At 67.9% G+C, this 12,290-nt stretch carries 12 protein-coding genes; 3 read left to right on the forward strand and 9 right to left on the reverse strand.

Annotated elements, in window-relative coordinates; genetic code table 11:
* Window positions 1–340 precede the first annotated feature (340 nt).
* A complete protein-coding gene (locus ACF1CT_RS25440) occupies window positions 341–613 on the reverse strand; it encodes a hypothetical protein (protein ID WP_391786260.1) in 273 nt (90 codons plus the stop codon).
* A 253-nt stretch (window positions 614–866) separates the two neighbouring features.
* Between ACF1CT_RS25440 and ACF1CT_RS25445 the strand changes: the two genes are divergently transcribed.
* The gene (locus ACF1CT_RS25445) at window positions 867–1,346 is read left to right on the forward strand and encodes a hypothetical protein (protein WP_391786261.1); all 480 of its coding nucleotides are present in this window, start codon (window positions 867–869) and stop codon (window positions 1,344–1,346) included.
* A gap of 312 nt (window positions 1,347–1,658) precedes the next feature.
* On the opposite strand, the gene ACF1CT_RS25450 is transcribed toward ACF1CT_RS25445, so the two are convergent.
* The 7 genes from ACF1CT_RS25450 to ACF1CT_RS25480 form a co-directional block, all read right to left on the reverse strand.
* Window positions 1,659–2,261 (reverse strand): bifunctional DNA primase/polymerase, encoded by a 603-nt coding sequence (locus tag ACF1CT_RS25450; protein ID WP_391786262.1) that lies wholly within the window; start codon window positions 2,259–2,261, stop codon window positions 1,659–1,661.
* A gap of 318 nt (window positions 2,262–2,579) precedes the next feature.
* Window positions 2,580–2,957, reverse strand: coding sequence for a hypothetical protein (locus ACF1CT_RS25455; RefSeq protein WP_391786263.1), 378 nt, complete (start codon window positions 2,955–2,957; stop codon window positions 2,580–2,582).
* 14 nt (window positions 2,958–2,971) lie between these two features.
* On the reverse strand, window positions 2,972–3,859 hold the full coding sequence (locus ACF1CT_RS25460) for a hypothetical protein (RefSeq protein ID WP_391786264.1): 888 nt from the start codon (window positions 3,857–3,859) through the stop codon (window positions 2,972–2,974).
* A gap of 71 nt (window positions 3,860–3,930) precedes the next feature.
* Window positions 3,931–4,191 (reverse strand): hypothetical protein, encoded by a 261-nt coding sequence (locus ACF1CT_RS25465; protein WP_391786265.1) that lies wholly within the window; start codon window positions 4,189–4,191, stop codon window positions 3,931–3,933.
* An 867-nt stretch (window positions 4,192–5,058) separates the two neighbouring features.
* Window positions 5,059–5,832 carry a hypothetical protein gene (locus tag ACF1CT_RS25470; protein WP_391786266.1) on the reverse strand — a complete coding sequence of 258 codons (774 nt, stop codon included), beginning with the start codon at window positions 5,830–5,832 and terminating at the stop codon, window positions 5,059–5,061.
* Window positions 5,833–6,292: 460 nt separating this feature from the next.
* On the reverse strand, window positions 6,293–7,894 hold the full coding sequence (locus ACF1CT_RS25475) for a recombinase family protein (protein ID WP_391786267.1): 1,602 nt from the start codon (window positions 7,892–7,894) through the stop codon (window positions 6,293–6,295).
* 18 nt (window positions 7,895–7,912) lie between these two features.
* The gene (locus tag ACF1CT_RS25480; RefSeq protein ID WP_391786268.1) at window positions 7,913–8,071 is read right to left on the reverse strand and encodes a hypothetical protein; all 159 of its coding nucleotides are present in this window, start codon (window positions 8,069–8,071) and stop codon (window positions 7,913–7,915) included.
* Between the two features lie 730 nt (window positions 8,072–8,801).
* Here ACF1CT_RS25480 and ACF1CT_RS25485 point away from each other — a divergent pair.
* Together ACF1CT_RS25485 and ACF1CT_RS25490 are read left to right on the forward strand one after the other, a co-directional pair.
* On the forward strand, window positions 8,802–10,112 hold the full coding sequence (locus tag ACF1CT_RS25485) for a cytochrome P450 (protein WP_391786269.1): 1,311 nt from the start codon (window positions 8,802–8,804) through the stop codon (window positions 10,110–10,112).
* A complete protein-coding gene (locus tag ACF1CT_RS25490) occupies window positions 10,109–11,371 on the forward strand; it encodes a cytochrome P450 (protein WP_391786270.1) in 1,263 nt (420 codons plus the stop codon). The genes ACF1CT_RS25485 and ACF1CT_RS25490 overlap by 4 nt, the downstream gene beginning before the upstream one ends.
* A gap of 103 nt (window positions 11,372–11,474) precedes the next feature.
* Here ACF1CT_RS25490 and ACF1CT_RS25495 read toward each other — a convergent pair whose 3' ends face one another.
* Window positions 11,475–12,011: a DUF4232 domain-containing protein gene (locus ACF1CT_RS25495; RefSeq protein ID WP_391786271.1), complete on the reverse strand. Its 537-nt coding sequence runs from the start codon at window positions 12,009–12,011 to the stop codon at window positions 11,475–11,477.
* Window positions 12,012–12,290: the final 279 nt, after the last annotated feature.

The raw sequence follows: 12,290 nt of genomic DNA on the forward strand, positions 1-12,290 counted from the left end.
ACGCCACCCCCGCAACTACCTCGCCTTCCTCGGCCTCGCCGCCGCCCTCTGCTGCTACAAACGACTCGCCCGACTCACCACATAGGACACGGTCTAAGGCTCCGGGAGAACGCTCCCCCGGCGTCGTCCCCCCTGACGGCCGGCCGCCACGGCCCCAGCCCGGCCGCCTCGCGTGATGGCATCGGGAATGGCGACGACGATGCTGCGGGATATCGCGTCCCCTATCCGGCGTCCGGCCTCTTCACCGACCCGGTCAGCAATCGGAAGGACGAGGGCCTTCAGCTTGGCGTGGAACTGCGGGATTACGGGAACCACGTCGACGGCTGCGCCGTCTACAACGTCAAGATCCGGCATTCCACACCCCCGGCAGCGGGCCGACGTCGGTGGGATCCTGACGGGCATCTAGGGCGTCAGCGACGGCGCGCAGGTTGGTGTACAGGGCGGCGACATCGGGCGTCAGGTCCAGGGCATCCAGCCCCCTGCGCAGCCAGTCGAAATCCCTGCATGCGTCACTACAGTGTGCCGTCGGCAACGGCATGTTGGCTACGAGGACGAGCTCTGTGCGGAACCAGCATCCGTCGCGTGCGCACACGTCCTCTCTGGTGTTGCTCATCGCCCCTCCAGGGCATAAAAAACGGCCGCGTAGCGCAGTGCTACGGGCCGCTCAGGTGGTCTCTTGGGTTGTTGTTCGGTGCAGCGCCCGGGGCGCTAGACGATCCTGCGGCGCTTGGATGGGTCCTTTGGTGCGGGGCCTCGTCCGGCCATCGGGTCCTCCTCTCGCCCTCATGTGACGGGTTAGTAAGCGGCAGACGGTATGTCAGCCTGGAGCGGTAGACTGGTGCGCAGGCACTTGAGAGGAGGTGAACATGAACTACGACGAAACGTTTGAAGAGATGCTCCTGCCCGCCCTGTACCAACGAGCAGGACGGATAAACAGGGAATCTGCGCGCACCATGAAGGTCCTCCTCCACGTGGGCGGTGGCAAAACCGAGGCGTACAGCTCCCTGCTTAGCTACTTCGAGGCCCAGTCGAGGGCCGACGAATCCCGCGAACGCATGCGGTCGGCTACAACTGTCGATGAGCTCCGTTCCGCAGCCCGCGAGTATCTGGAGGCGCTAGCTGAGTTGTTCGCCTGCCTCCTGCGCTTCATCGTGGCGGCGCTCCTCCTTGCCCTGTTCAGGTCGACCACCAGACTTCCGGAGTCGGATCACTCCGACTGGAAGTCAGATCCAATCGACATATCCCCAGGTATCGCCCCGAGAGGGCCGAACACTGCCGTCCCCGTGTTGATCAACCGGGGCGGGCACCACCGCAGCACGCTGGGGAGCGTCGTACTAGCTGCCTGAGTGACCCGCCGACCATTCAAGGTCGGAAGGTTCAGATCATGTTTTCCCTGCCAGATACGGCACCCTGGTGGGCCGTCTTGGGCGTCGCGGTTCTCGGGATCCTTGTTTTCGGTGCTCCGCGCTTCATCCACGCCGTGTGGCCGCAGAACTCCGCCCACCGAAAAGAGCTTCTGCACGAGCGGCAGCAACAGCGGGCGCAGGAGAGAGCCCGTAAGCAGAAGCGCAGGAGTGCCCGCAGGCTAGCGAAGAAGCGGGCTCGTCGACGTGCAGAAATCGACAACCGCGAATAAGAAGCGTCAGGTCGGGGACTTCTCAGTTCCCGCCCTGGCACGCCCGCACCGCGCTGGACACATCCGCGAGGATCGACGGGGTGTCGCCATGTCGGCGCCCCGTCATTGCGATGTACCGGCCGGTCCCGTAAATCTCTACGGCCGTGCCGTCGGGGCGTCGAATGCGGCGCCCATGGCGGACGTCAGCGCGACCCCAGATGTGCAGCCCATCGCCGGACGGGGACACCTCTACGTAGGTGGCGCCCGCGTCGCGGAGAATGGCTGCTGCCCACGGGGCGAGTTGCCCGGTGAGCGGGTTCAAGCAATGGTCCAGGTCGAGACAAACGATGTTGTTAACGTCCGAGAGGACGAAGCCCAGACCGACACCGACCGACGAAGCGGCGGCATCCTTGTAGCTGCTCCACGTCCGCGGGTCCGTCGACGAGGCCGGCATGCCGCCAGTCGTCAGGGGGGCCTTCGTCGCAGACCGTCGGACCCACCTGTCGCGGGTCGTCAGTTCGTCGGGGAGCGTCTTCCGCGCGTTGGCGCGGGACAGTGCCTTGCGGCACCGGGGCGAGCACGTCTTCGCGTGGGATCGTGCCATGACGGCAAGTGGTCCTCCGCAGTGCTCGCAGATCCGGGGCATATGTCTATCGTACGGGTGGCCGGTCACACTTTCAAGCCTCTCACCTGCGGAAACCTATCCAGCACTCAGGCCGGCGAGTCACGCTTTCGCACCTCCCCCGCCCGCCAGGCACCCCCAGGAAGCCACACACGGCCGCCTCCGGGGCGACCGCAAGGCCGGATCGCTCGACCACCCCCAGATCCTCCAGACCCGTACAGGCAGCGAGACCCAGCACTCTTACGGTCTTCAAAGATCGTGATCATGGGATACCCCCCTGGGTGATCCCGATCAAATGATCTCGGCGGGGCTCCGCAAGTCGACTCGCGAAGCCCCGGAACGTCAGCGCTCCCAGGCGTATGTACGTACCGCGAAGGGGTTCGCGGTGTGCCCCGTGTTCGTGTGCTGCGGCACTGGCAGCCGACTGCCGCTCTCGTCCAGGCCGTGACGGGCTCGGTAGCGAGCGGCGCCACCTGCGACGCTCCTGGAGCTCCCGACGTCGACGCCACGCGGTCCGCCGACGCGTGGAGCGGGTGGGATCGGTTCGGCGGTGGAGAACTCGGCAGCGAGCTTCTGAGCGTCGGCCGTGAGTTCGTCCTCCGTCGAGCCGATCAGGCGCGCGGACTGGTCCGGGGTGAGCCCGGCGGTCAGTCCGGCACGGAGCCTGGCGAGCTCAAGTGCGTCGCCATCAAGGGGAGTTGGTGCGTTGGGGTCGGTCATGGTCGTGTCCTCTGTTAGTAGCTACGGCCGGAACGAGCACGCGCGATGCGCTCACGTTCCGCGGTACCTCGTTTGTCCCGGTTGGGCTGTGGCACGGGGCGGATGGTTGAAGCTCTCGGAGAAAGGTCGGTGACCGGCCGGTGGTCGGGGACGATGCCGCGCGACCTGTAGGCGTCTTCCGCCTCAATGACCTCATCGATGGACTCCGGCACGTATGCCGTGCCGATCTGCGCGAGCCACACGAGGTGGTCCATGTCGTACGCGTGGTGCCGCATCACGTCGAACTGACGCGCGGGTGTGTCGTCGTTGACCCCCTGCACGTCGCCGTGGCCGCTGGTCCGTGCGCGCTCGTACAAGCTCCCCGGGCCGGTCAACTCACCCTGGCTCAGGGCGATCCACTGAGCCGCGCGGATGTTCGCCAGGTCCGCCACGAGGGGACGCAGTGTGGTGTACGCCTCCGCGACTGCCTTACCGGCCGACAGCGCCTCATCCGCCGTACGAGCATCGCCTAGTGCGGGCACATGCTTCCTGGCCTCAGCCAGAAGGTCGGCAAGCTGCTCACCGAGTGCCCCCAGGATCTCGGACCGGTAAGCCTCACGGAGGGACGTCAGGGCCGACCGATCAGCGTACTGGCGGTTGAGTTCGGATACCTGGGTTCGTACCGCACGCGCGCCGCTGGCACGGGCGTACGCGGCTGACGCACGCTCCTCCACGTCAGCCGGCCAAGTGCCGCTCTCCAGGAACTCCGCAACCGCCTCGTCGACGACGCGCTTCGCCTCCACATCGGGGCTGTCGACCGGAGGGAGCGAGCGGAGGAGTTCGGCGACGCGCGCCTTCCGTTCGTGGAACTGCGCGATGGCGGGCACCGACGCATGGGCCGCTTCGAGTTGTGGGTTCATCATTGGTGGTCCTCTCCAGGGCATGAGAAAGCCCCACCGGTCCCGGCGGGGCTGTGTGTGGCTGTAGGCAGCGCTCAGGCAGCGTCGTACTGGCCGATGCTCTCGAAGTGCGCCCGTCGCTCCGCTCGACGCACGCGCTTCGCTCTGGCGCGCTGCGGCGCCTCCAGGTGATAGCGGAGGCGTTCCGCCTCATTCCGGCAGTCGGCGCACTTCCGGGTATAGCCGTCTGCGGAAAGGCTGTCCTTGTAGAAGTTCCGCTCGTCGACGGTGAGTGTGCGCGCACAACCGGGGCACTGTCGGCGCGAGCGGTTCGGGGAGTCACTGGTTCCGTACACGGGTTTCTCCTGGGATGTCCTGTCGGTCTGGGGGTCTGGCGTCCTGCCAATATCGAGAAAAAGAAGGCTCCGGCGGAGCGCATCGACATCGCGGAGGAGAGTTCGCGACCGTCGACGGCTCGACGCCGGAGCCAAGCGCCGACATCCCCGCCGAGAGGAAGGACGGAGGCGGCGCGGCTACAGGAGAGCGGCTACGCAGCGTAATCTCTCTCGCGCCGCGTTTCCCTCCCTTAACTTGGTTATGGTGGTCATGTGACGCTCAACGTGCCGGTATATCCGAGTTGCCGGATACGGCGTTACGAAGCTGTTACTAGCTCCCACCTGCGGCCCGTCTTGAGCGCCGATGCACCTTGACTAGGCGGCACGTGCACCCCTGGAGCGCCCTCAGTGGCACGCTGGGGCGCTTTGGGGGTCCAGTTGGGGCCGAGTACCGGCCCACCGCCCACGGGGCCTCAGGGGGGTGTCTGCGGCTTTCGATGCCGCCTCACCCTTTCCTTGCTCCGCCCCACGTCGACCGGATCCGCCTCCGGGCAGGGCGGGTGCCAAAGTGTCAAACTAACTCTATTTTCTGAAACCCTCTAACGCGTGATAGGAGAAATTGAGAATAGGGGTTAGTTTGACCTTTCTGGCCAGTCCGACATTCCCTCGGTGGCGGAGAGTGAGTTCGGGCGACGAAATGTAGCTCTCAGTGACTGAGGTCAGATTACGGCCCCGTCCCGGAAGTGCCTCACAGCGCGCGCCAAGCAGGCGCACGGGGGCGTAGTTTGACCCGGGGGCGCGGAGAGCGTCGTCGACGGGCGGACGAGCGGGCATGGCGAAGCCCCGCCACCCGGGTTGGGCGCGAGGCTATCGTCACGGAGGGTTAGGTTAGACGGCGTCCGGGGCCGTTGCTCGCTCCAGTGCCGTCAGGTTCCAAGCCGACGGCTGACGGGCCTTTTCCACGTTGGCGCACGGGGCGCACATCGGGGCGAATCCCGTGCCTGTGTACACCGGCTCGGTCTCATCGTCTTCCAGGCACCACGAACAGCCCGGGGCGTCCCCCCGGCAGTCGGCGCAGAACACCTCTTCGTAGTGGCTCCGCACGGTGGCGATGGTCTGCCGTTGCCCACAGGCGTCGCAGGGAGCCGCCTCCGTGACCGCCTGCGGGACGATTACGGGCACGCGGTGCGCGATGGCCTCTCCCTCCAGGACGGCCGCCACGATGTCCATCTGGCGCCCCTTGGCGCCCGCCGTCAGGGACGGGCCCGACACGACCACCCCGGCGTAGTCGCTGACGAGGTGGCTCGTTGACGTGGCGACGATGGTGTTGACGCCAAGCTGATCGGTGACGTCGAAGGCGTGGGCTGTCAGGTCCGCGACCTCTGTGGGGGTGGAGCAGGGACCGGTGACGAGCAGAGTGTTCGCGTGCAGGGGAGCTGCACGGAAGGGCTCGTTCATCTCGCGCGCCACGACGTATCCCTGCGCCGGGTCGATGAAGTACAGGCTCCCGTCCGCCATGTGCAGCGTCCGACTGTGCGGGAACTCGGGGTCGACCGGGTCAGCGCCGACGACGGGCACGCCGGGGAGACGCTTTAGTACGTCGCCGCTGACGATGTCGGCGCCGGGGATGGTGATGAAGGTGTGGGTGGGCTGTGCGTACACTGGGGCTCTCCTTTTACCAGGGGAACGAGGGGCTCGCCGTCAGCCAAGACTCTGCGAGCCCCTCGCTGCGTTTGTAGCCACAAAGGTACGTCGCTTGTGGCTACAAGATAACCCACTTGTGAAGGAATTTTGTGGCTACAAACGGCGGCGCCTCTTGTGGCTACGAATCGGCTACTGTGGGCACCATGACCGAGCAGCCAGAGGCCGAGTACGACACTCCTCGTCGCGTGCGCATGCCTGACGACGAGTGGGAGCCGTTTCTAGCGGCGACGAAGTCCATGAATCCCGTCGGGCGCAGCCCGCGGGGCAAGGTGCTACGTGAGTTCGTCAGGTGGTACCTCGGGCGCCCTGGTGCGGAGCTCCCGAAGCGTCCCCCGGCCGGTCCATGGTCCACGCCGGCTGAATAGGCACCAACAAGAACAGCCCCCGCCAGTACAGGCGGGGGCTGTTCACTGTTCGCTCACTTGGCGCCAACGGCACCCGTGGAGTCTGAGTCTCGTCGCGGGAGCGGGAAGGCTGTCACCCCACCGGCGTCGACGTCAGTGCCGTCAACCACCGGTTCCCACCGTGGCGCATGCCCTTCCGGCCACACCTTCACTGTCACGCCGAATTCCTGGAGGAGTTGGCGGCGTGCCCCGTCGTCGACCGCAGAACGCCACGTCGATTCGACGGTCTCACCGGTCGGTCGCGTGACCATTCCCGCAGGACGGATTGGCGTTGCGCGGAGACGCTTGATGTCGGCGGAGAGTTGGCTGTATCGCGTGCGGTACCAATCGGCGTCGTCATCGTCCTCGTACAGCCCTGCTGCGCGGTCGTCGCGGAGACGGTTGCGCGCGGTCAGTAGCTCGCTCAGCTCCTCTTCGACGCCGTTTCCGGCGTCATAGACCGTCTCCATAAACTGATGACCGCCGAAGGTCTCCAGGAACCAACCGGTGACACCAGACTCCAGGATGGACACCTGAATCGTGGGCGACGGTCGACAGTCGGAAAGCCCTTTGGACCGCGACTTGCACGTCATAGCGACCGGGCTACCGGTGCGGTAGAGGCGGAACTCGCACACTCCACACTGCGCGACGGAAGACAAGAGATGGGTACCGGACTGTGCTCGCTTCTTGCGCGGCTGCTTCGGGCTGAGCTTTCGTATGAGGGCGTCGTGGGTGGCTCGGTTCCATAGCGCAGGCGCCACCCTGATCGGCAAACCCTTGTCGTCGAGGACGGGGCGCCCCTTGTGTAGTAGGTAGCCAAGGGCCGCTTCTGACGTAAGCATCCTCACCAGTGCGGCGCCATCCCAAGGCCCTCCGCGGGGCTGTTTGCCACTCATGACGCGTTCGTGATCAGCAGGCGACAGAACACCCGCGCGGGTGAGCCGCGCGGCCTCGCTGTACTCCGTGATTTCTCCGGTTTCGTCAGCGAGGATGCGGCGCGCTACCTCGCGCAGCCTTTCGGAGGCGTTCTCACGATCACGAATATCCGGAGGCATGTCTTCGCCCCGGTCTAGCGCCACATGGTCGATACTTGCTTTCGGGTGCAGGCGGACGTAGCGGTATCCGTAGGAGTGCTTTCCGCGCTTGCGGCCCTGCTCTCTCGCCTTGACCGTCTCGTCGCGGTTCCGTCCCTCAGTGGCGCGCAGTTCCATTTGTGCGCCCCACGCCTGAGCGATGAACTGGTTCTCATCGTTCACGTCGTTCAGGTCCCATGGTCCGCTGTGCCCGTATGTGACGAGTAGCTTCCCTTCGTCGCGCATGCGGTATCCGGTGTTAAGGCAGTCGACGAGACTCCGCCCGATCCGGTCGACGGCCGCACCTGCAATGCCGTCGTACGGCCCCCGCTTGTCCCTGAGCCAGGGACCTAGCTGCGGCCGTGACAGGGGGTCGACAGCGCCCGACACTTCCCAGTCGTCGGCCCAACCAATGACGTGGCCGCCCACGCCTTTCACGGCTGCTAGTACGTTCGTTCGTTGGCGTTCGGGTGACCACGTTGCATCAGATTTACGCGACAATCGGCGAACCCCGACGAGGCACCTCCCGCACCCGTCGTACGGCCGCTCTACCGCTCCACTCATCCCGCCCCCTAAGTACAGTTAGCCCATAGTACCGATGAGGAACGTGTTGTACGTGAGGACACGCAGTGACGGGGTGTCCGCCGCCGACGCCTGCGGACTGTTCGCGGCCAGCGCCGCCGCGGCGAGCGTGGTGGCAAGAGCCACGCCGCAGGCGCGGCGGATCGTGGTGTGCGGCACGGGTTCTCCCGGTGCGGAGGAGGAGCGACGGTCGTCGCCCATCCAAGCAGGGGGAGTTACTCGTGGGTAGACACCGGGTGCCGGGAGTCTTGCCGAAAGCCCATGAACAGACGTCGGCCCGGCGCCGCGGCGTGAAGCCGGGGCCGCGACCGGCTGCGTCGTGCGGAGAATCGTCGGCCGGGAGGTCCCGGCGCCCGTCGCCCGGAACGAGCGGGACGACGTGGCCCGCGTGGTCACGAACGGATCCGTTCCGACCGCCAACCAGCCGCTTCCCGGCCCGCGTTCGCCCCGCGACTGCCCGAGGGGCCACGTCCCGCCCGGGCCGTCGGACCACACCTTCCCGTCTCCACAAGGTTCTTCACCGACCGCAAGCCCCACACGGCAGGGTCCGCACCGGGCGGACCCGCCGCACCGGCGTCCGGCTCGGCCGTCACCAGGAGCGGTCGCTCACCGCGCACCCGCACCGCGCACTCCGGCGGCGGAGCCGCGGCCGTCACCGGCGTGGCCGGTGCCGTCTCCTGACGGTCCGGTGCGGCGCGGCACGCGACCGCGGTGGCCGGGCGCTCCCTTTGGGCAGTTATGCATCAAAACCAGTCGTCTGCGATCGAATGTGTGGTGACATTAGTTGCGAGGAGTGCCCAAAGAATCACCGAACTTCCCTATAGTGAAGCCGCTTTGATCATTCGGTCATCGCAACGAGCGAAGCCCTCGGCACAGGAGAGTTCGTACGATGACGCCCGCGTCCGCCGTGCCCCCCGGTCCGGCCGTGTCCACGGCGAACGCGGGCGGTGGTTGCCCGGTGCGTGCCGGTACGGCCGCGGTTCCGCTCAGTGGGCCCGAGTTCCACACCGAGCCGCAGGTTGTGTACCGCGCCATGCGGAGGGAACACGGTCCCGTGGTGCCCGTGGAGCTGCCCGGCGGCTTTCCCGCCTGGCTGGTCATCGGATACCGCGAACTCCACCAGGTCACCAGCGACGGTGAGCTGTTCCCCAGGGACGTGGCGCTGTGGAACCAGTGGGAGCACGTGCCGGAGGACTGGCCGCTGTTACCCATGGTCGGGCGGCCGATGCCCTCCATCTACTTCACGGCCGGGGCCGAACACCGGCGCCACGCGGTGATGGTGGGGCAGGCCCTCGAAGAGGTCGAGCCCTTCGAACTGCGGGGACATTGCGAGCAGTTGGCCGACCGGATCATCGACGGCTTCTGCCATCGCGGGACGGTCGACCTGATCGCGGACTTCGCCGTCCCGCTGCCCGTGCTCGTGCTCGCGCGCCTGATCGGCTTCCCCGATGCCGACGGACCGCGCATCGCCGAGGTGCTGCGGGATCTCGCGGACGGCGGCTCCGGTGCGCAGGAGGCCCATCTGCGGTTCGGGGAGCACATGCGGCGACTGCTGGCGGTCAGGCGGGCCGCACCCGGACCCGATGTGACGTCCCGCATGCTGGCCCACCCGGACGCGTTCACCGATGAGGAGTACGTGCTCGACCTGATGGCCATCACCGCCGCCGGGCATCTGACCACTGCCGACTGGATCGGCAACTCCCTGCGGCTGATGCTCACCGACGACCAGTTCGCCGTCGCGCTCTCCGACGGACGGCACAGCGTCGCCGACGCCATGAACGAGGTGTTGTGGGAGGAGTGCCCGACACAGATCCTCGCCGGCCGGTGGGCCTCCCGTGACACCCGGTTGGGCGGACGGGACATCCGTACCGGGGACATGGTGCTGCTCGGACTGGGCGCCGCCAACACCGACCCGCACATCCGGCAGCACCTCCAGACCGGCACGGGGCCGTCCGGCCGTCACGGCAACAGCGCCCACCTGGCGTTCAGCCACGGCGAGTACCGCTGCCCCTTCCCCGCCCAGGAGATCGCGGAGACCATCGCCCGCACCGGCATCGAGGTGCTGCTCGACCGGCTGCCCGACCTTGCGCTGTCCGTACCGGCGGCGGAACTCGTCCGGAGGCAGTCCGCCTTCCTGCGCGGGATGACCGCGCTGCCCGCCCGGTTCACTCCCGTACGTCCGACAGGAGAGCACTCTTGAGCTGCCCGCACGCCGCCGCACACGGGACCGCCTCGTCCGACGGGGCCGTCGTCATCGACCCGTTGGTCCAGGACCTCGACGGTGAGACGGCGCGCCTGCGCGCCATCGGCCCGCTCGCCAGGATCGAACTGCTCGGGGTTCCCGCGTGGACCGTCACCCGGCACGCCCTGGCGCGTCGACTGCTCCTCGATCCACGCCTGGTGAAGGACATCGACGCCTGGGAGCTGTGGCGGGGCGGACAGGTCACACGGGCCTGGCCTCTCATCGGAATGATCGACGCCGGGCGTTCCATGTTCACCGTGGACGGTGCCGAGCACCGTCGCCTGCGTACCAAGACCTCCCAGGCGCTCACCCCGCGCCGACTGGAGGAAATACGCCCGGAGATAGAGAAGTTCACCGAGGAACTGCTCGACGCCCTGGCCGAGCACGCCGCGCGGAGCGAGGACGGAGCCGTCGACCTCAAGGCGGTGTACGCGCAGCCGTTGCCGATGCGGGTGATCGGCATGCTGATGGGGGTGGACGAGACCCAACACCCCATGCTGCTCAAGCGGTACAAGGCGTTCTTCTCGATGCTCACCCCGCAGGACGAACGGCTGGCGCTGCTCGCCGAGTTGGACGACTTCTACGCCGCCCTCGTCCGCGAGAGGACCGCTCGTCCCACCGATGACCTCACCAGTGCGCTCATTCTTGCCGAGGAGGGGGGCGAGCCGCTCACCGAGGAGGAGGTGATCGGCAACCTCAAGGCGATGGTGGCCGCCGGTCACGAGACCACCATTGGGCTGATCCTGAACTCCGTACGGGCGTTGCTCGCCCACCCCGACCAGCTGCGGAAGGTTCTCGACGGCGAGGTCGCGTGGGAGACGGTCATCGAGGAGACACTGCGCTGGGACACCCCGACGACCCATCTGCTGATGCGGTTCGCCACCGAGGACATCCGGGTGGGCAACGACGTCATCGCGAAGGGCGAGGGCGTGGTGATCTCGTACCGCGTCATCGGTCGCGACACCGAGCAGCACGGGCCGGACGCCGACGAGTTCGACGTCACCCGGCCGACACCGATCCGGCACATGACCTTCGGTCACGGCCCCCACATCTGCCCCGGAGCTGCGCTCTCCCGGGTGGAGGCCGGTATCGCACTGCCCGCCCTCTTCGCCCGATTCCCCGAGTTGCGGGCCGCCGTCCCGGACGACGAGATCCGCAAGCTCCCGGTGATGACGCAGAACGACATGGAGGCGTTCCCGGTCCTGCTGCACGGCTGACGCGGGCCGGAGCGCGGGAACGGCCCGGGTCCGACCCGAGCGCCCGCCCGGTCGGGCCGGGCCACCGGTGCGGGTGGGGCGGAGAGCGAGGCCGCCCCGCCCGTCAGCCCGGCATGTCCGCCAACGCGCGGTCCGCGGCGCCGCGCGAGGTGTGCCACCAGGTGGTGACCGGCTCCCAGACGTGGATCCCGCCGGGCATGCCGACCGCGCGTGCGGGGAACGTGACGCCCCGGTGGGAGGGGTCGGCCGCAACCGAGAGACTGGCGACCACGTGCCCCTCCGCGGCCCGCGGGTCCGCCGTGCGCGCGGCGGCGTAGGCCCGCGCACCCCCCGCGAGCGTGTAGGGGGCACTCTGGGCGGGGGGAACGGGCTGGGCGGAACCGTCGAGTCCTCTGAAGGTGATGGTCGGGATCCGGTCCACGACGCAGGTCCGGGAGCTGTGGTTGGTGACGTCGATCCGGACGACGTTCTGCCGCTCGCCGGGCGTGGCCCGCAAGTGGAGATCCTGTTCCGCGCAGATGCCGGGAGCGGCGGCATCCGGGACCGACGCGGTGCCGGCCGTTGCCGACGTCGTCGTGGCGGCCAGCGCCAGGGCGGCGCCGATGGTGAGAGCGGGGACGAGAGCGGTGCTCAGGCGCATGGTGTTTCTCCCGTACGGAGCGGCGGCCTGTGGATGTGGCCGGGCGGTCCGGCGACCCGGTGGGGCCGCCAAGGCCAGTGTGACCGGTATCACCCCGCCTTCGCGACAGATCGAATGTATCGGTTCGATATATGCCGATTATGTCGATTGCGCCGTGGGCCCCGTCGTGGGGGCCCCCCCCGGGGGGCCCCCCCCCCCGGGGGGGGGGGGCCCCCCCCCCCCGGCGGGGCCCCCCCCCCCCCCCCCCCCCCCCCCCCCCCCCCCCCCACCCCGGGCCGC

Origin of the sequence: Streptomyces sp. NPDC014734, from assembly GCF_043083325.1 — a bacterium.
Taxonomy (GTDB): Bacteria; Actinomycetota; Actinomycetes; order Streptomycetales; family Streptomycetaceae; genus Streptomyces.

What these genes read in the sequence shown, in the direction of transcription:
- ACF1CT_RS25485 (WP_391786269.1), top strand. Translation starts at nt 8,802, where the DNA reads ATGACGCCCGCGTCCGCCGTGCCCCCCGGTCCGGCCGTGTCCACGGCG.
- ACF1CT_RS25475 (WP_391786267.1), bottom strand. Translation starts at nt 7,894, where the DNA reads ATGAGTGGAGCGGTAGAGCGGCCGTACGACGGGTGCGGGAGGTGCCTC.
- ACF1CT_RS25460 (WP_391786264.1), bottom strand. Translation starts at nt 3,859, where the DNA reads ATGATGAACCCACAACTCGAAGCGGCCCATGCGTCGGTGCCCGCCATC.
- ACF1CT_RS25445 (WP_391786261.1), top strand. Translation starts at nt 867, where the DNA reads ATGAACTACGACGAAACGTTTGAAGAGATGCTCCTGCCCGCCCTGTAC.
- ACF1CT_RS25495 (WP_391786271.1), bottom strand. Translation starts at nt 12,011, where the DNA reads ATGCGCCTGAGCACCGCTCTCGTCCCCGCTCTCACCATCGGCGCCGCC.
- ACF1CT_RS25440 (WP_391786260.1), bottom strand. Translation starts at nt 613, where the DNA reads ATGAGCAACACCAGAGAGGACGTGTGCGCACGCGACGGATGCTGGTTC.
- ACF1CT_RS25450 (WP_391786262.1), bottom strand. Translation starts at nt 2,261, where the DNA reads ATGCCCCGGATCTGCGAGCACTGCGGAGGACCACTTGCCGTCATGGCA.
- ACF1CT_RS25455 (WP_391786263.1), bottom strand. Translation starts at nt 2,957, where the DNA reads ATGACCGACCCCAACGCACCAACTCCCCTTGATGGCGACGCACTTGAG.